The 22,760-nt window shown below is 49.4% G+C and carries 29 protein-coding genes; 14 read left to right on the forward strand and 15 right to left on the reverse strand.

Annotated features, from left to right (window positions below):
- Positions 1-142: 142 nt before the first annotated feature.
- Together AB9R92_RS02960 and AB9R92_RS02965 are read left to right on the forward strand one after the other, a co-directional pair.
- The gene (locus AB9R92_RS02960) at positions 143-1,480 is read left to right on the forward strand and encodes a sodium-dependent transporter (protein WP_370668037.1); all 1,338 of its coding nucleotides are present in this window, start codon (positions 143-145) and stop codon (positions 1,478-1,480) included.
- A gap of 101 nt (positions 1,481-1,581) precedes the next feature.
- Positions 1,582-1,797, forward strand: a complete 216-nt coding sequence (locus AB9R92_RS02965; protein WP_171900955.1) for a helix-turn-helix domain-containing protein — start codon at positions 1,582-1,584, stop codon at positions 1,795-1,797.
- Between the two features lie 44 nt (positions 1,798-1,841).
- Here the strand turns inward: AB9R92_RS02965 and AB9R92_RS02970 are convergent, their stop codons facing one another.
- Positions 1,842-2,102: a DUF1871 family protein gene (locus AB9R92_RS02970; RefSeq protein WP_370668038.1), complete on the reverse strand. Its 261-nt coding sequence runs from the start codon at positions 2,100-2,102 to the stop codon at positions 1,842-1,844.
- Positions 2,103-2,177: 75 nt separating this feature from the next.
- On the opposite strand from AB9R92_RS02970, the gene AB9R92_RS02975 reads away from it, so the two are divergent.
- Positions 2,178-3,347: a MalY/PatB family protein gene (locus tag AB9R92_RS02975; RefSeq protein WP_370668039.1), complete on the forward strand. Its 1,170-nt coding sequence runs from the start codon at positions 2,178-2,180 to the stop codon at positions 3,345-3,347.
- A 51-nt stretch (positions 3,348-3,398) separates the two neighbouring features.
- Here the strand turns inward: AB9R92_RS02975 and AB9R92_RS02980 are convergent, their stop codons facing one another.
- Positions 3,399-4,094 (reverse strand): peptidylprolyl isomerase, encoded by a 696-nt coding sequence (locus AB9R92_RS02980; RefSeq protein ID WP_370668040.1) that lies wholly within the window; start codon positions 4,092-4,094, stop codon positions 3,399-3,401.
- Positions 4,095-4,225: 131 nt separating this feature from the next.
- On the opposite strand from AB9R92_RS02980, the gene AB9R92_RS02985 reads away from it, so the two are divergent.
- From AB9R92_RS02985 to mnhG, 8 genes are all read left to right on the forward strand, one after another.
- Positions 4,226-5,458 carry an MFS transporter gene (locus AB9R92_RS02985; protein WP_370668181.1) on the forward strand — a complete coding sequence of 411 codons (1,233 nt, stop codon included), beginning with the start codon at positions 4,226-4,228 and terminating at the stop codon, positions 5,456-5,458.
- A 233-nt stretch (positions 5,459-5,691) separates the two neighbouring features.
- On the forward strand, positions 5,692-8,106 hold the full coding sequence (locus tag AB9R92_RS02990; RefSeq protein ID WP_370668041.1) for a Na+/H+ antiporter subunit A: 2,415 nt from the start codon (positions 5,692-5,694) through the stop codon (positions 8,104-8,106).
- On the forward strand, positions 8,093-8,515 hold the full coding sequence (locus AB9R92_RS02995; protein WP_370668042.1) for a Na(+)/H(+) antiporter subunit B: 423 nt from the start codon (positions 8,093-8,095) through the stop codon (positions 8,513-8,515). The genes AB9R92_RS02990 and AB9R92_RS02995 overlap by 14 nt, the downstream gene beginning before the upstream one ends.
- On the forward strand, positions 8,515-8,862 hold the full coding sequence (locus tag AB9R92_RS03000) for a Na(+)/H(+) antiporter subunit C (protein ID WP_370668043.1): 348 nt from the start codon (positions 8,515-8,517) through the stop codon (positions 8,860-8,862). The genes AB9R92_RS02995 and AB9R92_RS03000 overlap by 1 nt, the downstream gene beginning before the upstream one ends.
- Positions 8,855-10,336 (forward strand): Na+/H+ antiporter subunit D, encoded by a 1,482-nt coding sequence (locus tag AB9R92_RS03005; protein WP_370668044.1) that lies wholly within the window; start codon positions 8,855-8,857, stop codon positions 10,334-10,336. The genes AB9R92_RS03000 and AB9R92_RS03005 overlap by 8 nt, the downstream gene beginning before the upstream one ends.
- 6 nt (positions 10,337-10,342) lie before the next feature.
- Positions 10,343-10,822, forward strand: a complete 480-nt coding sequence (locus AB9R92_RS03010; RefSeq protein ID WP_370668045.1) for a Na+/H+ antiporter subunit E — start codon at positions 10,343-10,345, stop codon at positions 10,820-10,822.
- Positions 10,819-11,097 carry a Na(+)/H(+) antiporter subunit F1 gene (locus tag AB9R92_RS03015; RefSeq protein WP_370668046.1) on the forward strand — a complete coding sequence of 93 codons (279 nt, stop codon included), beginning with the start codon at positions 10,819-10,821 and terminating at the stop codon, positions 11,095-11,097. Before AB9R92_RS03010 ends, AB9R92_RS03015 begins: the two co-directional genes overlap by 4 nt.
- On the forward strand, positions 11,048-11,461 hold the full coding sequence (gene mnhG / locus AB9R92_RS03020) for a monovalent cation/H(+) antiporter subunit G (protein WP_237150705.1): 414 nt from the start codon (positions 11,048-11,050) through the stop codon (positions 11,459-11,461). The genes AB9R92_RS03015 and mnhG overlap by 50 nt, the downstream gene beginning before the upstream one ends.
- A 31-nt stretch (positions 11,462-11,492) precedes the next feature.
- Here mnhG and AB9R92_RS03025 read toward each other — a convergent pair whose 3' ends face one another.
- Positions 11,493-12,986, reverse strand: coding sequence for a leucyl aminopeptidase (locus tag AB9R92_RS03025; RefSeq protein WP_370668047.1), 1,494 nt, complete (start codon positions 12,984-12,986; stop codon positions 11,493-11,495).
- 134 nt (positions 12,987-13,120) lie between these two features.
- Here AB9R92_RS03025 and AB9R92_RS03030 point away from each other — a divergent pair, with 134 nt between their 5' ends.
- On the forward strand, positions 13,121-13,594 hold the full coding sequence (locus AB9R92_RS03030; RefSeq protein ID WP_370668048.1) for a divergent PAP2 family protein: 474 nt from the start codon (positions 13,121-13,123) through the stop codon (positions 13,592-13,594).
- Positions 13,595-13,640: 46 nt separating this feature from the next.
- On the opposite strand, the gene AB9R92_RS03035 is transcribed toward AB9R92_RS03030, so the two are convergent.
- The 6 genes from AB9R92_RS03035 to AB9R92_RS03060 all read right to left on the reverse strand — a co-directional run bounded on the left by AB9R92_RS03035 (position 13,641) and on the right by AB9R92_RS03060 (position 17,068).
- A complete protein-coding gene (locus AB9R92_RS03035; RefSeq protein ID WP_370668049.1) occupies positions 13,641-13,970 on the reverse strand; it encodes a YuiB family protein in 330 nt (109 codons plus the stop codon).
- Between the two features lie 150 nt (positions 13,971-14,120).
- On the reverse strand, positions 14,121-14,249 hold the full coding sequence (locus tag AB9R92_RS03040; protein WP_370668050.1) for a YuiA family protein: 129 nt from the start codon (positions 14,247-14,249) through the stop codon (positions 14,121-14,123).
- A gap of 183 nt (positions 14,250-14,432) precedes the next feature.
- Positions 14,433-14,933, reverse strand: coding sequence for an NUDIX domain-containing protein (locus AB9R92_RS03045; protein WP_370668051.1), 501 nt, complete (start codon positions 14,931-14,933; stop codon positions 14,433-14,435).
- A gap of 58 nt (positions 14,934-14,991) precedes the next feature.
- Positions 14,992-16,206: an NAD(P)/FAD-dependent oxidoreductase gene (locus tag AB9R92_RS03050; RefSeq protein WP_370668182.1), complete on the reverse strand. Its 1,215-nt coding sequence runs from the start codon at positions 16,204-16,206 to the stop codon at positions 14,992-14,994.
- A gap of 185 nt (positions 16,207-16,391) precedes the next feature.
- On the reverse strand, positions 16,392-16,754 hold the full coding sequence (locus AB9R92_RS03055; RefSeq protein WP_274841767.1) for a HesB/IscA family protein: 363 nt from the start codon (positions 16,752-16,754) through the stop codon (positions 16,392-16,394).
- A 77-nt stretch (positions 16,755-16,831) separates the two neighbouring features.
- Positions 16,832-17,068: a NifU family protein gene (locus tag AB9R92_RS03060; protein WP_058381195.1), complete on the reverse strand. Its 237-nt coding sequence runs from the start codon at positions 17,066-17,068 to the stop codon at positions 16,832-16,834.
- Between the two features lie 83 nt (positions 17,069-17,151).
- Between AB9R92_RS03060 and AB9R92_RS03065 the strand changes: the two genes are divergently transcribed.
- Complete coding sequence (locus AB9R92_RS03065) at positions 17,152-17,478, forward strand: YuzD family protein (RefSeq protein WP_370668052.1); 327 nt, start codon at positions 17,152-17,154, stop codon at positions 17,476-17,478.
- A gap of 311 nt (positions 17,479-17,789) precedes the next feature.
- Here the strand turns inward: AB9R92_RS03065 and AB9R92_RS03070 are convergent, their stop codons facing one another.
- Positions 17,790-18,857, reverse strand: coding sequence for an NAD(P)/FAD-dependent oxidoreductase (locus AB9R92_RS03070; RefSeq protein WP_370668053.1), 1,068 nt, complete (start codon positions 18,855-18,857; stop codon positions 17,790-17,792).
- A 151-nt stretch (positions 18,858-19,008) separates the two neighbouring features.
- Between AB9R92_RS03070 and AB9R92_RS03075 the strand changes: the two genes are divergently transcribed.
- Positions 19,009-19,245 (forward strand): YuzB family protein, encoded by a 237-nt coding sequence (locus AB9R92_RS03075; RefSeq protein ID WP_370668054.1) that lies wholly within the window; start codon positions 19,009-19,011, stop codon positions 19,243-19,245.
- Between the two features lie 22 nt (positions 19,246-19,267).
- Here the strand turns inward: AB9R92_RS03075 and AB9R92_RS03080 are convergent, their stop codons facing one another.
- From AB9R92_RS03080 to AB9R92_RS03100, 5 genes are all read right to left on the reverse strand, one after another.
- A complete protein-coding gene (locus tag AB9R92_RS03080) occupies positions 19,268-20,041 on the reverse strand; it encodes a TIGR01457 family HAD-type hydrolase (protein ID WP_370668055.1) in 774 nt (257 codons plus the stop codon).
- Complete coding sequence (gene hepT / locus AB9R92_RS03085) at positions 20,028-20,486, reverse strand: type VII toxin-antitoxin system HepT family RNase toxin (protein WP_370668056.1); 459 nt, start codon at positions 20,484-20,486, stop codon at positions 20,028-20,030. Before hepT ends, AB9R92_RS03080 begins: the two co-directional genes overlap by 14 nt.
- 83 nt (positions 20,487-20,569) lie before the next feature.
- Complete coding sequence (locus AB9R92_RS03090) at positions 20,570-20,893, reverse strand: YutD family protein (RefSeq protein ID WP_370668057.1); 324 nt, start codon at positions 20,891-20,893, stop codon at positions 20,570-20,572.
- A 174-nt stretch (positions 20,894-21,067) separates the two neighbouring features.
- A complete protein-coding gene (locus AB9R92_RS03095) occupies positions 21,068-21,190 on the reverse strand; it encodes a methionine/alanine import family NSS transporter small subunit (protein WP_145990591.1) in 123 nt (40 codons plus the stop codon).
- Positions 21,191-21,202: 12 nt separating this feature from the next.
- Entirely contained in the window at positions 21,203-22,747 is a 1,545-nt protein-coding gene (locus AB9R92_RS03100) for a sodium-dependent transporter (RefSeq protein ID WP_370668058.1), read from the reverse strand.
- Positions 22,748-22,760 lie beyond the last annotated feature (13 nt).

Below are 22,760 nucleotides of genomic sequence, written 5' to 3' on the forward strand. Positions count from 1 at the left end.
CTCCCCATCAGCTCTCTTTCTGGTGAATTTCCTTTTATTTCTATTATACAGAAGAAATTCAATGCATTTTTAAATAATTCTATTTTTTTCTGGAGGGCTCGTGTAAAATAGTGAAATCTAATCGATTTAGGAGGAACCAATTATGAAAGCACGTGAACAATGGACGTCCAAGATCGGTTTCATACTCGCAGCAGCCGGCAGTGCAATCGGCCTCGGGGCGATCTGGAAGTTCCCATACGAAACCGGCGCGAACGGGGGCAGCGTTTTTATTTTGCTGTTCATCTTGAGCACTGTCTTGATCGGTCTGCCGATTCTGCTTGCTGAATTCGTCATTGGGCGCCGCGGACAGGCAGATGCCGTTAGCGGACTCAAAAAACAAGCACCCGGAAAGCCGTGGTATATGATTGGCTGGTCCGGATTTATCTTTTCTTTCTTGATCCTTTCCTTCTACAGCGTAGTCGGCGGCTGGGTGCTATCGTATTTAGTGCGTGCCGTCACTTTGCAGTTGTCGGGACTGGGTGATGCGGATTTCGCCGAGTTGTTCGGCGGCATCATCGGCAATCCATGGGAAGTGCTGATCGCGCAAGCGGCATTCATGGGATTGACCATTTGGATCGTCCAAGGCGGCATTAAGGCCGGTATTGAACGCGCCAGCAAAATCATGATGCCGGCCTTGCTCATCTTCTTCGTCATCTTGATGATTCGTTCATTGACACTCGACGGGGCGATGGAAGGCGTCCGCTTTATGTTCGTGCCTGACTGGTCGTTCTTCAATTTCGAAACGGCACTTGTCGCTCTCGGCCAAGCGTTCTTCTCCTTGAGCGTCGGCGTCGCCGGAATGATCACTTATGCGTCTTATCTGAAGAAATCCGAGAATTTGACGCGTTCTGCAGTCAGTGTTGTGTCGTTGAACATTGTTATTTCCATCATGGCCGGGCTGATCATCTTCCCTGCAGTGTTCGCACTTGATTACTTGCCGGATCAGGGGCCAGGGCTTGTCTTCATCATCTTGCCGGCCATTTTCGACCAATTGTTCATGGGGCAATTCCTGATTATCATTTTCTTCATCCTCTTATTGTTCGCGACCTTGACTTCATCCATCTCGATGCTTGAGATCACCGTCTCGATCGCAGTGAAAAACAAATACGACCGCCGCCCCCGCCTGGCATTCATCATCGGCCTCGCGATCTTTGTTGTCGGCATACCAAGTGCTCTATCGTTCGGCGTCATGAGCAATCCGGTATTCTTCGGTTATACGTTCTTCGACTTTGTCGACATCTTGACGAGCCGCATCGGCTTGCCGCTCGGCGCTTTGTTCATCTCGCTATTTGCTGGATATGTTTTGACCAATAAAAATGCGCACGATGAATTGACGCAGCAACAGGCATGGGTAGAAGTATGGCGCGTGCTTGTGCGCTATGTGGCGCCAATCGCGATTATCGTCGTTTTCATCAACGGCATCATTGACATTTTCTCTTAAGCCCGTTGTTCGAAAAATGCCACAACTCTTTATGCAAGAAAACACTCCCGCGTGGTATGATAGAGCTAGAAGGAAGTCTTTATGAAAAGGAGTGTATGGCTTTGAAAAAAGATTTGCACACCCAATTGAAAATGCTGCGGGAAGAACGCAACCTGTCGCTCGATGACTTGTCTTTAAAGACACGCATCGGCACAGCACGTCTGGAATCCTATGAAAGCGGCGAAGAAGTTCCCTCCGTCCAAACGATCCTTGTGCTTTCGAATGCACTCGAAGTTCCTGCTTCCAACTTGCTTGACGGACTGGAAACAACTAAATAAAAAAGCTTCGGCAATTTGCCGGAGCTTTTTTATTTTCGCTTTTTTCAAATGATGTGTTTCGCTTCATACTTTACGGCGAGCAGCTTATAGGAAACTTCTACGCATTTCTCCAGCGGGATCCATCGCTTGAACGAGGATTCGTATATTCCTTGGATCGCTTTTGCTAAATCTGACGGATGGTCGATATCGTGCAACTTGCCGATGACATCAACCGCTTCTGCTTTGTATTGGCCCATGCCGATCGAGAACGGATCCCAGCCCTCCAGTATCCTTAGCGCTCTTTTATCCATGTCCACCGTATCCATTCGTTTTCACCTATCATTCCTATATCGTTAAAAGCTATAATATCATAGAAACCCAAAAGAAATGAGGAGATTGTTTTGAATTTGTTCGAACAAGTGCATGACCGCAGTAACAGCCGTTCCGTTAAATGGGGGCGGATGGAGTCAGTCTACGGAATCCAGGATGCATCTGGCATTTTGCCGATGTGGGTCGCGGATATGGATTTTCCTGCGCCGCCTCCAGTGACTGACGCTTTGCGCGAACGATTGGAACATCCGATTTTCGGTTACTCCTATATATGCGAGGAATGCAAAACGGCAGCTGCGAACTGGTTGGCTAAGCGCCACAGCTTAATTGTTGAAACGGATTGGATGCTGTTTCATCAAGGCGTCATTCCCGCCATGGCAAGCATCATCGATGTCTTCACCGGCGCCGGGGATCACGTGCTGGTCACGCCGCCTGTTTACCCACCTTTTTTCTCCATCCCTAAAAATTTAGGGCGTGAAGTACTGTATTCCCGACTGATCGAACAAGATGGCGATTATTCGATTGATTGGGCTGATTTCGAAGCCAAGCTCGAAAAAGCCCGTTTGTTCATTTTGTGCAATCCGCATAATCCTGGCGGCAAGTTATGGACTGTGGATGAATTGAAGAAAGTCGTCCAGTTATGCGCACGACATGATGTCTTGGTCCTCTCGGATGAAATCCATAGCGATTTGACCTATACAGGCGAAACCCATACCCCGCTCCTGTCAGTTGCGGGCAGTGAACGAAACCGCATTTTCACGTGTATCGCCCCGACGAAAACTTTCAACTTGGCCGGCATTCAAGCGGCCATGATTGTCGCTGCAGATCCAAAAAAGCGCATGCTTTTGGAACAGCATATGCAAGCACACGGCTCTGGCTCTTTGAATGCTTTTGCGCCTGTTGCATGGAAAGCCGCATATGAACATGGTGAGCCGTGGCTGAACGAATTGCTCGGAGTATTAGCGCACCATATCGATTATGCGGTGGATCGGCTCGAACGGGAAGTCCCCGGCTTGAAGATCCGCAAGCCGCAATCGACTTACTTATTATGGATCGATTACCGGGCGCTCGGCTTCACTGAAGACGAAGTGATGAAACGCTTGCTTGAAAAGGGCAAAGTGGCGCTCGAACCGGGATCGAAATACAGTGAAGCCGGCCGCGGTTTCCTGCGCATGAATATCGCGTGTCCGAGACAGACCTTGGAAGATGGCGTCAGCCGGGTCATCCGCGCACTCCGTTGATGATTTACGATAAACAGACAAAAGCTATCGCTCGAGGCGATAGCTTTTGTCTTATTGCTCAATGATTTCAATCGATTCGATGACGATGTCTTCAAGCGGTTTGTCTTGCGCCCCTTTTTCGACTGAAGCGATTTTGTCGACGACGTCCATCCCTTCATCGACCTGCCCAAAGACGGTATGCATCCCATCCAGCCAAGGCGTCCCGCCCATTTCTTCGTATGCGGAAGTGATTTCCTCTGGATAATCGGAGGCGCTGCCTTCTTTTATTTCTTTTGCCTGTACAATAAAGAATTGGCTGCCGTTCGTTCCCGGCCCGGCATTTGCCATTGACAAAGCGCCCCGGAAATTGAATAGCTGATCGCTGAATTCATCTTCGAACGGCTCGCCGTAAATGCTTTCGCCACCGCTTCCTGTGCCGGTCGGGTCACCGCCCTGCAACATGAAGCCTTCAATGACGCGGTGGAAAATGACGCCGTCGTAATAACCGGATTCCGCATGCCCGAGGAAATTCTCTACCGCTTTTGGTGCGATTTCCGGGAATAGCCGGATGCGGATCGTGCCTTCTGATGTATTCATATCCACAATCGTTTCTTCCGTTATGCCTGGTTCAAGCTGCGGATAGCCTTGCACTTCTTCTGTTGGAGCAGGCTCCGTGCCGCCTGTCTCTTGTTGTTCTCCCGAGCTTCCGCAAGCTGTTAGCGCAATTGCAGAGACCATGAGCATTGCTGACCATAAACTTTTTTTCATTTCGTTTCACCCCGCTTTATTCTAGCATAGAATAATTCAGAATACAGCGGTAATTTATTCTGCTTTTTTCGGGTAACGAACTATAATATAATATAGGAAGAGTTTTGGTTTTCAGAAAGAAGGGGTTCCAACTGGATACTCAAAAAAGAAATTTCTACATCATCATGTTCACCAATTTCCTGGTCGCCGGCAGCACGACGATGATTATGCCGTTTTTGTCGCTGTACATCGAATCACTCGGCAATTTTTCCGATGAATATGTCCAGCGCTGGTCGGGGCTGGTATTTGGCGTGACCTTCGTCGCCGCGTTGTTCATGTCGCCGGTGTGGGGGCGCATTGCAGACAAATACGGCTTCAAGCCGATCTTGATCATCAACGGCTTCGGGATTGCCACCAGCATCTTTTTGATGGGGACGGCTGACTCCGTTCTTGGCTTGTTTATGATCCGCCTATTCATGGGCATCGTCACGGGCTTTATCCCGACCTCGCTCGCATTCGTCAGTTCCCAGACATCCAAGGAGACGGCCGGCAAAACGCTGGGCACGCTTCAAATGGGAAGCGTGTCGGGCACTTTGTTCGGGCCGGTGCTCGGCGGCTTGATGGCCGATGCGTTCGGCTTTACTTACACGTTCCTCATCACCGCTACGATTATCGGCATCGCCGCATTGTTTGTCGTCTTCGGGCTCCAAGAAATCCGCAAGCCGAAACGAAAAGATGCCCATGTCTATGCGCGCAGCACAGTCATCCAGGGCATCCTGCACCACCGCTTGCTGCTGAATGTCATGATCATCACGGCATTGATCCAAATCGGCAATTTCAGCATCCAGCCCTTATTGTCTTTGTATGTGGCGGAATTGACTGAAGGCACCGCGCAAGTGGCCTTTCTCGCAGGGGTCACCTTCAGCGCGACGGGCGTCGGCAATTTGCTGTTCGCTAGGCTCTGGGGGCGGCTCGGGGACTCGGTCGGTTACGAAAAGATTCTCGGCTTGCTGTTGCTGCTCGCGTTCTTGTTCATCATTCCGCAAGCTTTCGTCACCGAACTGTGGCAGCTCATCATCCTGCGCTTGTTCTTCGGGGTAGCGGTCGGCGGCATGATTCCGACAACGACTGCCTTGATGCGCCGCGAAGCACCGATTGACATCCAAGGGGAAGTGATAGGCTATAACACGAGCTTCCGCTTTCTCGGCAATATCGTCGGCCCGATGTTCGGCGGCATTGTCAGCGGGTTTATCGGAATTTCTTCCGTCTTTATCGTTACGGGATCATTATTCGTTTTCGCTTTCGTGTTCCTCTGGTATACGAAAAAACAGCCGGAACAGGATTTCGAAGATGTGCTCTTGGAACAGGAATTGAAACATTCCTAAATGCTGTAAAAAAAGAATCGGCTGAGAGAAGAACGCTTTCCTCAGCCGCTTCTTTTTTATGCCCTTTTTAAATTCGCAATAGTCAGATTACCGAGTTTCTTCCTATTACAAAATGCAAGAAATCTTCATGCTCCTCCTGTTCGCCGCGAGGGTGTGCGGTGCAAAACCGCTCCCAATGCGTTATACTTTTTAATTAGAAACTCATCACGTACCACTTTGGAAGGAGGATTCATTTGTCTCTTGTATTTCTGATTTTCATACCGATCCTTGCAGCGCTGTTTATTCCGCTGCTATTCAAACGACTCGGCCAGATCCATACAGGCTGGTTCGTTTTGCTGGTTCCGGCAGCGCTGTTCTTATACTACGCCACCCGCCTTCCCTCAGTTATGGAAGGTGGCACTTACGTATCTGAACTTTCCTGGATCCCTTCCCTCGATATTGCCTTTGTCGCATACCTCGATGGGTTGAGTTTATTGTTCACCTTGCTGATCACCGGAATCGGCGCGCTTGTCGTGCTTTACTCGATTTTCTATTTGGACAAGCACCGCGAACAACTACATAATTTCTATGTATATCTATTGATCTTCATGAGCGCCATGCTTGGTGTCGTGCAATCGGATCATCTGATTACGCTGTACTTGTTCTGGGAATTGACGTCGATCTCCTCATTCCTGTTGATCGCCTATTGGTATACGCGTGACCGCTCCAGATTCGGCGCATTGAAGTCGATGATGATCACCGTCTTCGGCGGTTTGATGATGCTTGGGGGATTTGTGTTGCTCAGCATCATGGGCGGCACGTATTCGATCCGCGAGTTGATCGCCCAGGCACCGGAACTCGCTCAGCACGACTTCTTCATCTGGGCATTGGTCCTCGTGCTGCTCGGCGCCTTTACGAAATCAGCACAGTTTCCGTTCTACATCTGGCTGCCGGATGCGATGGAAGCGCCGACGCCTGTCAGCGCCTATCTCCACTCCGCAACGATGGTCAAGGCCGGCATTTATTTGGTCGCCCGCTTGACTCCTGTTTTCGCCCTGTCTGAAGTGTGGATGTGGCTAGTCGCCGGGGTCGGATTGTTCACGATGGTGTGGGCGTCGTTCTTCGCCTTGAAGCAAAAAGACCTGAAGGGGATCCTGGCTTTCTCGACCGTCTCCCAGCTTGGGCTGATCATGTCCTTGCTCGGTGTCGCCGCAGCCGCCTATCACGTAGAAGGCGCTGCCGATACTTATCTCAAATACGCAGCGTTCGCGGCGGTTTTCCATTTGATTAACCACGCGACCTTCAAAGGAAGCCTGTTCATGATCGCGGGCATCGTCGACCATGAAACCGGGACGCGCGATATCCGCAAACTCGGCGGTTTGATGAGTTTGATGCCGGTCAGTTTTACCGTCGCGTTGATCGGCTCCTTGTCGATGGCGGGCCTTCCGCCTTTCAACGGATTCCTCAGTAAAGAAATGTTCTTGACGGCGATGCTGTCGCTGCAGGAATTCAATCTGTTCTCAATGGACGTCTGGTGGGTCTTGTTCCCGATTATCGCTTGGGTCGGCTCGGTCTTCACGTTCATTTATAGCTTGTATTTCGTATTCCATACCTTTGCGGGCAAACATCAGCCGGATCAATTGCCGAAACAAGCGCATGAAGCGCCGATCGGCATGCTTATTTCACCGGTCTTCCTTGCCGCATTGGTCGTAATCATTTTCTTCATCCCGAACTTGATCGGGGATTGGCTTGTGAAACCGGCCGTGGCCGCCATCCAGCCGTTCCTTTATGATTCCCCGCAGAATGTGGACATCCACGTTTCGGCTTGGCACGGATTCAATACAGAGTTGTTCATGACGCTCGGTATTTTTGCGATCGGCGGTTTGATGTTCTGGACGCTGCGCAAATGGCAGCATCTCTACGACCTGTATCCTGATGCCATTTCATTGAATCGCCTTTATGATGAAATGATGCTGCTCAGCGACGGAGGGGCCAACCGCTTTTCTAAATTGTATATGACAGGCTTCATCCGCACCTACCTGGTGTATATGTTCAGCTTTATGACGTTTATCGTTTTATTGACTTTGTTCCTGAATGAAGCATTCCAGGTTAATTTCAATAATCTGGCGCCTATCGGCATCTACGAAATTGTCATCCTGTTGGCATTGGTCGGCGCAACTTTGACTATACTTGGCTCCAAATCACGCTTGACCGCCATTATCGCGCTTGGTGCTGTCGGTTATTCTGTAGCTTTGCTGTTCGTCATTTTCCGCGCCCCTGACTTGGCATTGACGCAACTCGTCATCGAAACCATCTCGGTCGCTTTGTTCTTGCTGGCGTTTTACCATTTGCCACAGATCAGCCGCAAGGAAGAGCGCATGAAATTCCGTTTCGGCAATGCACTCGTCGCACTTGGCGTCGGCGTCACGATGACCTTGGTCGCCTTGTCGGCCCATTCACAGAAAGCTATGCCTTCGATTTCCGAGTTTTATAAGGAAACCGTATATAAAGAAGCTGGCGGCGGGAATATCGTCAACGTCATTCTCGTCGATTACCGCGGCTTCGATACTTTGTTCGAGATCGCAGTGCTCGGCATTGCGGGCATCGGAATTATTACGATGATCCGCCTTCGACTCACGAAAAAGGAGGGTCAGCATGAGAACAAATGATGTCATGCTTCAAACCGCCACGAAAGTGGTGACCTTCATCATCCTGATGTTTGCTGTCCATATTTTCTTCGCAGGGCATTATACCCCCGGCGGAGGCTTTGTAGGAGGGCTGCTGACGACAAGCGCAATAGTCTTACTGATGCTGGCATTCGATATCCCTACCGTGAATAAGGTCTTGCCAATCAATTACGTTGTCTTGACTGCTTTCGGGTTATTGATTGCGATTGCGACAGCAGCTGCTTCCATCTTTTTTGATGTACCATTCTTTACCCATGCCTATGATTATTTCGATTTGCCGCTGTTCGGCGAAACGTCCCTGCACTCGGCATTGTTGTTCGATATAGGCGTCTATTTGGTTGTTGTAGGAGTAACGATGACCATTATTCAAACGATTGGAGAGGATGAATAATGGAAATAGTCATGTCGGTTGCCATCGGCTTATTGTTCATGGCGGCTGTATATTTAATGCTATCGAAAAGTTTGATCCGTATTATCATAGGCACAGGCCTCTTGAGCCACGGCGCCCACTTGCTGCTGTTGACCATGGGCGGGCTCGGTGGATCAGCTCCCCCGGTCGTGGCTGACGGCGTCACTGCAGCTGATTATGCCGACCCACTGCCGCAAGCGCTGATTTTGACAGCAATCGTCATTTCCTTCGCTGTCACATCGTTCTTTCTTGTCCTGGCCTACCGCGCCTATCAGGAACTTGGGACAGACAATATGGAGCTATTGAGAGGTACAGAAGATTATGAGTAACTTAGCGCTATTCCCTATTGTTGTCCCTTTGATTTTTGCGACTATTTTAATGCTCTTCCCGAAAAGGTTGCATCTGCAACGCTTGGTCTCAATCATCGGTGTTTTTGCGACACTCGCTGTCACCATCTGGCTCATGGCCAAAGTTTCATCCGATGGGGTCCAAGCAGTTACACTCGGGAGCTGGCCGGCACCGTTTGGCATTTCGATGGTTTCGGACATGCTATCCGTACTGTTGGTGTTGAGCTCTACAATTGTTACATTGTTTGTGCTTTTCTTCAGCATTCCAACTATCGGAGTGAAACGCGAAGTTTCGTTTTACTACCCTGCCGTGCTGTTTTTGATGACTGGAGTCAACGGTGCCTTTACGACAGGCGATATTTTTAATTTATTCGTCTTTATCGAAGTGCTCTTGATGGCCTCGTATGCGTTGATCGTCCACGGCGGAGAAAAACCGCAGCTGCGCGAATCAATCAAATATTTGCTGGTGAATATCATTTCATCCGCCCTGTTCGTCTCAGCAGTAGCTTATTTGTATTCGGTCACAGGAACGCTCAATATGGCTGATTTGGCTGTCAAGATTCCTGAAATCGAAGCTGTCGGCATCTTGACGGTCATTGCCGTCCTGTTCCTGGTCGTCTTTGGTTTTAAAGCGGCGATTTTCCCGCTTTACTTCTGGCTGCCAGGTTCCTATTTCGCACCGCCCATGGCGATTCTCGCCTTGTTCGGCGCCTTGCTGACGAAAGTCGGCGTCTACGCCATCATGAGGACATACACGCTGTTCTTCACGATGAATACCGGATTTACGCACGAATTACTGGCGATTATCGCAATTTTGACGATCCTTGCAGGCTGTGTCGGTGCCCTGGCGTATTTTGATGTGAAAAAGATCATCATCTACAACATCATCATCGCAGTCGGCGTCATCTTGTTCGGTATCTCGCAAATGAACGCAGCGGGTGTCGAAGGTTCCATTTTCTATCTGGTGCACGATATGCTCATCAAAGCGGCGCTGTTCCTTCTGGTCGGCATCTTGACCGTCATTTTCGGAACCAGTGATTTGCGCAAGATGGGCGGTTTGATCAAGAGCTACCCGCTCTTTGGCTGGACCTTCCTCGTTGCGGCATTCGGCCTCGCCGGAATCCCCCCGCTCAGCGGCTTCCCCGGCAAATTGCTGATCGTCCAAGGCGGCTTTGAAGGCACCCATTTCTGGGGCAGCCTCGTAATACTTGCGACCAGTTTGCTCGTGTTGCTCAGCGTCGTGCGGATTTTCATTTACGCATTCTGGGGAGAACCTGCCAAGATTGTTACAATCGATCGAAAACATTATCTGTCGATGTTTGTCCCGACAGCTATACTCGTCGCCTTGACTGTATTCCTTGGCGCCGGTGCGGAACTCTTCATGCCGTTCATTTCGGACGCAGGTGAAGTGCTGCTGAATCCATCGCTCTATATTGATGCGGTATTAAAGGAGTAGGTCACTATGTCTTTACAAGTTCTATTGAATTTCTTTTTGGCGCTCGTCTGGATGTTCATGACCGTGTCGTTCACTCCTTCCGGATTCGTCATCGGCTTCTTGGTCGGCCTCGGTGTCATTATCCTGATGCGCCGTTTTTTCTCAAAACGCTTGTATATTCTTCGCGTATGGGCGTTGATCTCTTTGTTCCTATTGTTCCTTCGTGAACTGTTCATGTCGAGCATCCAGGTTCTTTCCATCGTCATCCGCCCGAACATGAACATCAAACCAGCCATTTTTGAAATGGAAACGGAACTCAGCAACGACTGGCAAGTAACTTTGCTGTCCGCGCTGATTACGTTAACGCCCGGCACCTTGGTCATCGGCATTTCCGAAGACCAGAAACGCCTGTACATCCATGCCTTGGATTTCCAAGACATCGATTCGGCCGTGTCATCCATCAAGAATACATTTGAACGGGCAATACTGGAGGTGAGCCGGTCATGATACTGTTTTATTGGATCGCTTTGATGATCGTCAGTTTTTCTTTCGCTGGCCTTCTATTCCGCCTCGTTAAGGGCCCGACAGTTGCAGACCGCGTCGTCGCACTCGATGCAATCGGCGTGACACTCGTGTCGATCGTCGCTTTGTTATCCTTGATCATTGAGACGGAATTTTTCCTGGAGGTCATTTTGCTGATGAGCATCCTGTCCTTTATCGGAACGGCCGCCTTTGCGAAATTCCTGGAGAGAGGGGAGATTTTCGATCGAGATCCTCGTTGATATCCTAATCATCCTTTTAATCGGCACTGGCGTCCTGTTTAGCGCCGTCACCGCCCTCGGGCTCATCAGGCTCCCGGATGTCTACACACGGACACACGCAGCCTCTAAGAGCTCGACACTCGGTGTATTATCGATCCTGCTCGGCACCTTCGTCCATTTTTGGTTTAATGAAGGCATATTCAATACGCAGATGGTCATTGCCATCGCGTTCTTGTTCATCACGCAGCCCGTCGCTGGTCATTTGATCGGCCGTGCCGCTTATATGACGGGCATCAAAGTCGCGGAAGAAACTGTACGCGACGATATGGGCCCAGCAATTGAAAAACGCAAAAACAACCAGCAGGAAGAATTGGAAAACGAATAAAAAAACTGCAGCCGATTTGGCTGCAGTTTTTTTATTCCTTATTGCCCAACTTCTCCACAAATAACGCAAGTGTTCGCACCATGGCGCCCGTACCTCCTGCAGGGCCCAAATCATGCGCCGCATCCGCGTGTGAAGTTCCGGCGATATCCAGATGGATCCACGGCGTGTCGCCGACAAACTCGCCGACAAAGCCTCCGCCGAAAATCATATGGCCGTCGCGTCCGGGTGAATTGTTCAAGTCGGCGACATCGCTTTTGCGCAGCCGCTTTTTGTCGTTTTCAGTGAGCGGCAATTGCCAGATGAACTCGCTCGTTTTTTTCGAGACGTCCAGCAGTTTTCCGTAAAACGCGTCATCGTTCGTCAACGCGCCCGTTTTGTCTTTGCCGAGTGCGACAATGACACCGCCTGTCAACGTCGCCACATCCACCACTTGGCTTGCACCGAGCTGTTTCGCATATGTCACGGCATCCGCCAATACCAAACGCCCTTCTGCGTCGGTATTGAGGATTTCAATGGTCTTGCCGCTCATCGACGTGATGACATCATCCGGCTTGAAGGCATTGCCTGACACCATGTTGTCTGTGGATGCAATGACAGCGACCACGTCTTTAGCCGGCTTCAACTCTCCGATGATACGCATTGCGCCGAGCACAGTCGCAGCTCCGCCCATATCGCCTTTCATGCCGACGATGCCGTCTTTTGGCTTGAGGGAATAACCACCCGTGTCGAAGGTGATGCCTTTACCGACGAGTGCAAGCGGTGCTTCGAAAGTGTCGGTCGCTTTGTATTTCATGACGATCAAACGTGGTTCTTCAACAGATCCTTGGTTGACCGCAAGCAGCGCGCCCATGCCGAGCTCTTCGATTTCACTGCGCCCAAGGATATCCGTTTCAAACCCGTAAGCTTCGCTAAGCTCTTGTGCGTATTCCGCCATCGCTGTCGCTGTCAGGACATTCGCTGGCATATTGACGAGCGTTCTTGCTTCGTTGACTGCCTCCGCATGGACTGTGCCGACGAATGCGGCATGGCGGATGGCATCTGCCGGCTGGCCGGTCAAAAAGCTCAGCGATTCCAGACGGTGATCCACTTCATTCGAACCGGTTTTGTAATCGGCGAAGCGGTAAGCGCCCATCTGGATGCCTTCTGCCGCCACATGCGCGACTTGCTCGCCACTTACTTCCTCATTTTCGAAAGAGGCTGTGTAGATAGCGGCATGGCGGATTTTTTCCTTGACCAATTGTTTACCGGCTATGCCGAATAGAGCGCGCAAATCTTCTTCCGTCAGTTTTTTGCGGTCGCCGATCCCGACGAATAAAACACGCGGGATATCGCCTTTTAAGGTAGGATAAATGCTCAGCGATTTCGAATCGAATGACAAACCGCTTTTGATCCAGCCGGAAAGGCGCCCATCAAAGCGCTTCTCCAACGCTTCCCATCCTTCCGCGTTCTCAGGGTGGCGGCTCAAGCCGACGATTAGAATTTCTGCTTCGTTCTGTTCTGTAGGTTTCAAGACATTGATTTCCATACGTATCCTCCTTTTAACTGCATATCCAGTGTAACATTACTTCGGCTTCCGTAATAGCAGGATGAAGCGCGTGCTGCCAGAGCCATATGGTATACTTTCTGTACGGAATTTAAGTGGAAGGGGCTGCTTGCCAAATGGAACTCTTATCCAATACGCCATTGATGATTGCGTTGTTTGCGATTTTTTTCGCCCAATTTGTTAAAATTCCCATTCAATACGCGGTTACCCGGGAATTGAGTTGGGGACTTTTCACCTCAACTGGCGGAATGCCGAGTTCTCATTCTGCCGCAGTGACATCACTGACAACCGCGGTCGCTTATGAGGCAGGCATTTCATCCACGGTATTCGCGGTGTCCGCCTTGTTTGCGGTGATCACCATGTATGATGCAACCGGTGTCCGGTTCCAGGCAGGCCAACAAGCATTGACGATCAACCGCTTGCGCCAGGATTTAAATAATTTCATGGAAGAAACCCGTAAATGGCCCACGAAAAAAGAAGAAGAGAAAATCGAGGAACTCAAGACACTGCTCGGCCATAAACCGAGTGAAGTATTCATGGGGGCATTAACAGGAATCGCGCTGTCCGTCGTTTTCTACAGCATGCTCTAGAAAAAAGCCGGTCCGCAATTGCGGACCGGCTTCTTTACAAGCGGAATCAAAACATTTGATACCCCATCTTGCGCAATATTTTCATGACGATTCCAGAAGTGACTGCCCCGAGAAAACCGGCTGTCAGGACCGCAATGTCACTGCCCGTCAACGAACGGACCGTTTCCCCGAGCATCGCAAAAGACTCGCCTGGGGCCGTAAAATAATCGAATACGCCGACATCGTCAATGACGAGCAGGATGACAACCGGATATACGACCGCCATCAGCCACGTCATGCGCAGCAGCATGTTCAGCAAAAAGCCGATGCCGAAAAACATCACATAAAAAAGCAAGATGGAAATGATCAATTGGACAATGGTAAATGAACTGTTCATGGACTCTAACCTCCGTTATTCCTTTCCTCAGTTTACCCGAAAGCCAAAGCCCTTTCAATGTGGAGGAACAGTATTCATGACTTTGTCACAGAAGCCCCGGCCATATAAAAAAGAGCAGCTATCGCAGCTGCTCTTTCGTATTTTTACAGTTTATTTGTTTTTACCGGACCCTGAACAGCAGGAGCACGTTTCGGAGCCGCCCAACCGTAATTGGAAATATCCTTGGCCCGCGCAGTATGGGCAATGGTTGCCAGTTGTTCTTTTCTTGAAGACTGTCATTCGAAACACCTCCTCTGTTGTTTTTAATATTCTGATAATTGGTAATATATCACGTATCGCTGAACGCTGCAAATAAAAAAGGGCGATTGTAAACGGATACAAACGCCTTTATCTTCATTATTCTCTTTTATTCTCAATCATCCTTACTTTTTCGAAATAATCTGTTTATTAATATCGATTTTTTTACTTATGCCGGAAAAACAATTTGTAATCGGTGTAGCCAAAAATATGGCCAGGGTCGACGTCTTCGATTGGCTCGAATCCTTCCTCTACTATGTACGAAGCCATTTCATGGAGCATAACCGAGGCATCTTCATCTTCCGACAAGTCTTCAGGAGAGCGCCAGGCGGCTTCGTAGAGCTCTTCTTGCTGGGCCAGGATAACTTGCTCATCTTCAAGCGGGCGCAGCAAGAATACCGCCATATTGTCGCTAATCCTTCCCTTGATGACCCCGGAGCGGAAACCGATCATGCCAAGCAAGACGCAGTCGATCCCCGTTTCCTCTTTCACTTCCCTCAACGCCGCTTGGTCGATCGTTTCGTCTTTTTCAACAAACCCTGCAGGCAGCGACCATTTTCCGTGCAACCCGCCGTATCGCTTCTTGACGACGAGCCATTCGTTTCGTTGGTTTACGACCAGCCCGGCAGCGCCGAGCCAGACATCTCCCCTTTTGTTTCTTGACATGGCTGCCACTCCCTTCACTATGTGAAAAAAAGCCCCCCGCACTGGGAGGCTTTCATTTTTATAGTACGTTGAATTTACCTTTTTTCAAGACAAGGCCAGGCCCGCCGATCATGTACAAAGCACGGTTGTCGATCATTTTCTTCATGAACGATGCGCGTTTGCCTGTCACTTTCTTGCCGAAGACAACGCCGATCGCATCTTCATCGCCAAGAGAGCAGACGGTTCCTTTCAAGTCAGGAACGAATTCTTCTGTCGAGCCGTCACCTGCAAGCGCTTTGATGTTCTTGGCAATGCGCTCGCCTTGCTGCATCGCAATCTGTGCAGTTGGCGGGTATGGGCGGTTCGTTTCTTCGTTGATCATCAATGCGCAGTCGCCAACGATGAATACATCAGAATAGCCTGGTGCACGCATGTCTTTTTCGACTTTAATACGCGCGCGCATGCTTTCGATCGATGTTTCTTCAATCAAGCGGTTGCCGCGGACACCAGCTGCCCAAACGACTGTGCCGGCATGGATGAATTCGAACTCATCATCGTTCTTCTTGATCTTCACGCCTTCAGGAGTCGCTTCGACGACAGGCGTGCCGATGGAGAATTCAATGCCTTTCGCTTGAAGATGGCCGACTGCATAGTCTACCAATTCAGGATCGAATCCTGGCAAGACCATCGGTGCAGCTTCTACACAGATAACGCGGACTTTTTCACGCGGCACATCGAACTCTTTGCAAAGTTCCGGCACGCGATTTGCAAGTTCCCCTAGGAATTCAATTCCTGTAAAGCCAGCTCCGCCGACAACAATCGTCAAGCGGCTGTCGTTCTTCACTTCTTCCGTGGACCATGTCGCAAATTGGAATTCGATATGCTCGCGGATATAACGCGCAGCTTTTACATTGGCGATCGACAACGCATATGTGTCGAGTCCTTCGATTCCAAAAGTTTCCCCTTCAAAGCCAAGGCCGATGACAAGGTAATCGTATGTGAATTCCCCATTGTCAGTCGAAACTTTCTTGCTGTCTACGTCGATGCCTTCGACAGTGGCTTGAACAAAGTTCACTTTGCCAGTATCGATGACGTCTGTGATGTCGTAGCGCACTTGTTCCGGAAGCAATGTTCCTGCTGCTGCTTCATGAAGCCAAGTGCTTTCGTAATGATATTCGTTTTTGTTGATGAGCGTAATGTCCGCAGCGTCTGTCCCAAATTCTTTTTGCAGATTCACTACAGTGGTCAATCCACCATAGCCTGCACCTAATACTAATATTGACGGTCTTTTCAACACAATCGCAACCACCTTCAAGTCATTTTATGTACCGGAAATAATGAAACAGATTCCAGTAAACACCTATCCTCTATATTAGCCCTTTTGCAAATGCTTTTCAACAGTTGAATGCCCTTACACGAGATGCGTAACAAAAGCGAAAATTAAAAAAACCCGCTTTTGTCACAAAGCGGGTTTTTGCATCAGCAGTTTTCAGGCGTTCCGGCTTTTTTCGCAGTGCGGAAACTCGTACCGCAGCCGCATGAGGCAATAGCGTTCGGGTTATCGATGGTGAATCCGCCGCCCATCAAGGATTGCTTATAATCCACTATGGTGCCTTGTAAGATCGGCGCATCTTCTTTATTGATCAAGATGCGGATGCCGTGCTGTTCGTATTGATCGTCCGTTTCTGCCGCTTCCGGCTCGAAACCCATGCCATATGTCAGGCCGCTGCAACCGCCGCCTTTTACAGCCACGCGCAGGTAAGAACCTTCCTCTTCATTATGGCGCATCATTTCCTTCACTTGGAAAGAAGCGGCTTCTGTAATTTCTACAACTTGTGTCATCTACGTTCACCCTTTCTTTTCCATTTTGCCGCCCGTATGGCGGACATAAAAAGGGACCTGCAAAAGGCCCCTGGATATTAAAAGACTTGTTCTACTTCAACGACTCCAGGAACTTCCTCGACAAGCGCGCGTTCGATGCCCGCTTTCAACGTGATTGTTGAACTTGGGCAGCTGCCGCAAGCACCGAGTAAGCGGAGCTTCACGATACCGTCCTCTACATCCACCAATTCACAGTCTCCCCCGTCGCGCAAAAGGAATGGCCGCAATTTATCTAAGACTTCCATTACTTGATCTTCCATCATAGCTTCAGTCATTTCTATCGACTCCTTTCATTACAATCATTATAATGTGAATAAGCACAAAAAGCCAATAATGAATTTCCAGGAGGCCAATATCCATGACAAAAATTCCGAACATCGAGGTTTACGGTACCGACCAGATCTGCGCCAGCTGTGTAAATGCCCCATCATCCAAGGATACTTACGAATGGCTTGAAGCGGCCATCTCACGAAAATACAAAGACCAGCCATTTTCAATAAGCTATATCGATATTGAGAAACCGCTGCAAGATGCAAAGCAGCAAGAGTACGCGGAGCGTATCTTGGAAGATGAATTTTTCTACCCGCTCGTCCTCGTCGAAGGAGAAGTGGTCGGTGAAGGCTATATTCAATTAAAGCCTGTCTACCAAGAGCTCGAGAAACACGGTTTTATGGCTGCTGAATAAATAAAAAAAGCGCTCCGGGGAGCTTTTTTTTCAGGCTGTTGAGAAACCTCGGCAGCTTTTTTGCGTTTCGCTCCAGCCGGACGCTTTCCGCGGGCACGGCCTCAGCCGCTTCGTCGCTCGCGCTCCTGCAGGGTCTTCGGCTCGCGGTGTCCCCGCAGGAGTCGCCGGCTTCCGCTTCACTGATATCGAGTCATTTTCCTCAAAAAGATTTACGAATAATACTATATGTTTAATTTACAAAAAAATCCTGTGTTTAAAAATGAAACTGATATCTTCGTACTAAAAAAGCGCTCAGGGGAGCGCTTTTTTCTTTACCCATTATGCCATTTGTACATCCACAAGACGCCCGATTTCATCAAACGAGCAATGCGCCCGGTGACGGTGCGGTCTGCGAGGTAGGCAAAACCTTGTTTTTTCCCGAGCGAGCCGAGGAAGCCTTTTAGCTTGATCTCCGGCATCGTCTCAGGCAAGGCCTCGCCTTTCCATTTCATGCGCAACACTTTGACGATCTGTTCGGCTTGTTCTTCCGCCAGCTGTGCAGAAGGCGCCATCGGAAGTGCCGCACAGTCGCCAACAACATAGACATTCTCGTCGTTCGGCAATTGGTGGTATTGATTGATGATGACGCGCCCGCTGCTGTCGCTTTCCAGATTCAAGTCGCGCACCGGCTTGACTGGCTGGATGCCTGCCGTCCAGACGACTGCATCAACCGGAATGGTCTCCTCGTGGTTGTAGAGCAAGTTCGGCTCCACTTTGGTGATATTGGAGTTGGATACAACATCGACATTGTTATTATCGAACCATTTCTTGACGAAGTTGCTGAGGCGCTCCGGGAAGTCACGCAAGATCCGCGGGCTGCGGTCAAACAGCTTGATCTGTAAATCGCTCCGGCTTTCGCGCAATTCGCTGGCGAGTTCGATGCCGCTAAGCCCTGCACCGACAACACCTACAGTAGCGCCTGATTTTAACCCAAGCAAGGCTTCATAAGTTTTCCGCGAATTGCCGATCGTCTGGATGCTGTACGTGAATTCATCCGCGCCTGGAACTCCGTGGTATTTGTCGATGCAGCCGAGCCCGATGACCAATTCATCGTAAGCGATGCGCTGGCCGTCTTCCAGGAAGATGCATTTTTCCTCCAGGCCGATTTCCCGTATTTCGCCATTGACGATTTTCAGGCGTTCGTGCTCAGGGAACGGAACGCGTACCTCGTGGTCGGATTCGGTGCCTGCAGCGAGTGCGTAAAATTCAGTTTTCATGCTGTGAAAAGGCGTACGATCGATGAGAATAATTTCCATATCCTGCGGGAAATTATTCGGCAAGAGCCGAAGCAAAACCCGCATATTGCCATAGCCGCCACCTAGTAAGACTAATTTCTTCATATAATTCTCCTTTAGCCCGTCATTCTGCTCTTGATTCCAAATATGAGTATAGCTGATTGTGATAACTTTCACAATCCTTTCCGGGCAAAATCAATTAATTGACGGTTGCACGGAAACACGGTAGGATTTCCTAGTAGTGAGGTGAGCTGGAATGAACCCGATTATTGAATTTTGCATGAGCAATCTCGCCAATGGTTCGGAAGAGTCTTTTGCAAAACTGGAGCAGGACCCGAACCTGGACGTACTCGAATATGGTTGCTTGAGCTACTGCAGCCAATGTGCTGAATCCCTCTTTGCACTCGTGAACGGCGAAATTGTAGAAGCCGACACCCCTGAAGAGTTGACCAAGAAAATATACGCATTCATAGAAGAAAACCCGTTGTTTTAAGCCGCCTTTTGGACGGCTTTTTTTAATGCTTCCAAAAACTGAGATTTTCCAGCATATGTGTTGCCGGATGGTCTTTTTCCATAACAGCATCCATCGGGGTCACGCCGGTATTAACATGGACCGTGTCGATTCCAAAGCGGATCCCTGCCTGTATATCGGTTTCGTAATTATCCCCGATCATCACCATGTCTTCTTTTTCGAATCCCCATTCATGCTGAATCGTTTCGAGCATATGGATTTCCGGTTTCCCAATGAATACCGGATCGACATCTGCCGCTTTTGACACCACGGCTGTTATGGCCCCATTGCCTGGGAGAAACCCTTCTTCCGAGGGAAATGCCAAGTCCTGGTTAGTCGACAAGAACACCGCCCCTCTTTGCACCTCGAGGCAAGCGCGCGAAAGCTTCGCATAAGTGATCTGTGGATCGAGCCCCATTAGAACAATGTCCGCTTGCTTTTCGACGCATTCGATTCCTTCCATATCGAGTGCTTCCTGGAGGCCTTCCGAACCGATCAGATAAACTGTGCGCCCCGGATACCAGCGCTTGATGTATTTCGCTGCCGCGACCGCTGAGGACATGATGCGGGATTTGTCAGCATCGACACCGACTCTTTTCAGCTTTTCATACAATTGCCCCTGCGTTTTCGAAGCATTGTTCGTAACATAAAAAGCTTCGATGCCTTCGTCTTGCAAGCGGCTGACAAATTCGGCAGCTGCTTGGACCGGCTGCTCTCCCCGGTAGACTGTGCCATCCAAATCCAGGCAATAAGCTTTGTAGCGCTTAATTTTTCCCATTCTCGTGCTCCGGAATGAACGCAGAGACCGGTCCAAGTTCGTGTTCAAGATAATGGGCCACTTTAGGGCCAAATTGTTTCAGGCTATCCAAATGCGCATCCATTACGCGTTTAATTTCTGCATGGTCGACCGCAAAGAATTCACGCACAAGCATCTTGCGCAGGCCAACCAACTCTTTCAAAGGCTCGTCCATTTCATCTGTGATCACTTTCTCATCCACCAGTATATCGATGATATCTTCGTAACTACCCGGATCGCGCATAATAAAACCATCGATCATGGAATTCCCAACGTCGATCACCGCCTCAATCGCCCCGAGTGCAAGACGCTCCAAAGCCAATTGGTCTTTTAATGAATTCCACTCGCCGTTCTCTTCATACAAAGCGATGAGCGCCTCCATATAGGTGATGGCTTCCTTAATTTTTCCGCGGTCGATAAAATACATAATGAGTCCCTCCATTTAGCTGTTGCTCGCTGTTTCGTTTCTTCTCCATCATATCATATGGGCTCAAAAAAACCCCCGGCGGCTCATTCAGCCTCGAGGGGTTCCGGTTGTTCCTGCACTTCTGGTTCCGGCGCTTTCCCGGCCTTTTTCAAGACGAAATAAGAACAGCCGAAATTGCAGTATTCGTATAAATAATCCTGGAGCGTGCTGATTTTCGTATCATAGCTTGCCTTGTTATTGCTATCATCAAAAAAGCCTTTTAGGCGAAGCTGCCCATATCCCCAGTCGCCCAGGATATAATCGTATTTGGCCAAAATATCGCTGTATCTGTTCTGGAACGCTTCTTCTTGAAACCCTTCACGATGATCCTCGATCACCTCGTAGTTCCATTTTTCAATTGTGATCAATATCCTCACCATCCATACCTAGTAATGACAAAAGCCTGGGCTTGCATCATCCTGCTTTACCTGCTCGAATCCTGCTTCAAATGTATCACACCAGGGCTATGTGGACAAGCTGTGCCGTTAGCAGCTGCCCATACAAAAAACCTCCGGCATAATGTTGGCCGGAGGTTTCCTATTTTATCCTAAATCTTCTGCCTTATTTGCTTTACTCGATCTCACAGCGTGGAAAATACTTGCTGCAAGCCCTCCCCAGAGAAGGATCATACCGATGATCATGACGACAATTGCGCTAACTGACATGTCATTCCCTCCTTATTTTTTTTCTCTCGCCGGATGCTCGGAATGCTCATCGTAATAGCGGTAGTTTTTATGCCATTTGCCGAGTGAGAACAAGATGCCAAAGAGCAAGGCTCCTGCTGCGACAGCCACACCGCCCGTCAACGTGAACATATTGGAATATCCTTCATAGTTTCCTGTGTCCGTATCGAATTGCTGGAAAATGTTCAAGCGCAGCAAGCCGAACATCATATAGCCGAGAACGATCGGCGTGATGACGCCCAAGCTGAATTTCCACCAGCCGCCAAGATGGATGTCCGAGATCTCATTTGCGTGGTTCTGAAGATCGCCCGCTTTGCGCAAGATCCAGACCACCATGACAACTTCTACAAGGCCAACTGCCGCAACACCGAATTGGTTGATGTAGTAATCGGCGATATCCAAGAAGAACAATCCGCCTTGAGTTGCAAACAGGATGGAAATCAAGGCAGCCAGTCCGCCACCGAACGCGACCGCTTTGCGGCGTGAGATACCGAATTTTTCGCTAAACCCGGCTACATAGGTTTCAGTGATCGACATGAGTGAAGTGAGTCCCGCAAGCGTCAATGACAGGAAGAATAAGAAGCCGAAGAGGCCGTTCAATCCTGGGAATTCATTGATGATCGCCGGGAATACAACGAATGCCAGCCCAACGCCTGCAGATGCTACATCCGCTACTTCTACGCCTGATTGTGTCGCCATGAATCCAAGTACCGCAAACACCCCGATACCGGCAAGCAGTTCAAAGCTTGAGTTCGCAAATCCGGTAATGAACGCGTTGTTTGTGATATCCGATTTTTTCGGCAGATAACTGGAGTATGTGATCATGATCGCAAAGGCGACCGACAAACTGAAGAAGATATGCCCATAGGCCGCAACCCAGACGGTTGGATCCATTATGGCATCGAAATTCGGCCTGAAGAATGCTTCCAAGCCCAGCGATGCCCCATCAAGCGTTACTGCACGAATAACGATGATGATAAAGATAAGCACCAAAGTCGGAATGAAAATACGGTTCGCCATTTCGATTCCTTTTTTGACGCCGGCAAGCAAGATGCCGAGCGTGATGACCCAGACAATTGCCAAGGGAACGAAAATGCCCCAGACGATTCCCCCCGTCTCGCCCGGATTCACTGTCAATTGAAGGAAATCATTGAATAAGAATCCTTCTGTATCCTCGCCCCATGCTTGATTGAATGAGAATAATGTATAACGCATCGCCCAAGCGATGATGACCGCGTAATACACCGAGATGACAAACGATACGAACATCGCCCACCAACCGAGCCATTCTGCTTTCTTGCCGCTCATCCTAAAGAATGAAAGTGGTGCGGATCCGCGATAACGATGGCCGATGGTGAACTCCAGTATAAGAATTGGAATCCCGGCCGTTAAAAGAGCAAACAAATACGGTATAAAAAATGCGCCCCCACCATTCTCATATGCTACATACGGGAATCGCCAAATATTCCCTAGTCCTATTGCTGAACCGACCGCCGCCATGATAAAACCGGCTCTTGTTCCCCACGTAGAACGTTCCATTTCTCTTCCCCCT

This window comes from Planococcus sp. SSTMD024 (assembly GCF_041320495.1).
GTDB lineage: Bacteria > Bacillota > Bacilli > Bacillales_A > Planococcaceae > Planococcus.